The following is a 271-nucleotide window of genomic DNA, read 5'->3' on the forward strand; positions in this document are numbered from 1 at the left end:
AATAAAGCTTGAAGCCGCGCTGGCGCTGCTGCTGCGAGCGGATCTGCGTGGCCCGGCCAAGCGGGAGGGCGAACGCCTCCTCCAGCGTCGCCTGGCCTTCGATCTTGCGGCGGATGTCGCGGATGATCCGCCCCAGCCGGCTGCGTAGGATACGCAGCTGCCGCTGATGCCGGTTGAACTGTTTGGCATGAGCGTAACGGCCCGCCATCATCGCCGCGCTTTTGGCCACGCGACAATAGGATTGCCGCAGCCTGACCCCGTGCTTCCTCGC

At 66.1% G+C, this 271-nt stretch carries 1 pseudogene; it reads right to left on the reverse strand.

Going from position 1 to position 271, the window contains the following annotated elements:
• Positions 1 to 271, reverse strand: a pseudogene (locus tag XH79_RS06760) (IS5/IS1182 family transposase); the annotation flags it as partial.

The organism is Bradyrhizobium sp. CCBAU 45389 (assembly GCF_028128625.1).
GTDB lineage: Bacteria > Pseudomonadota > Alphaproteobacteria > Rhizobiales > Xanthobacteraceae > Bradyrhizobium > Bradyrhizobium liaoningense_B.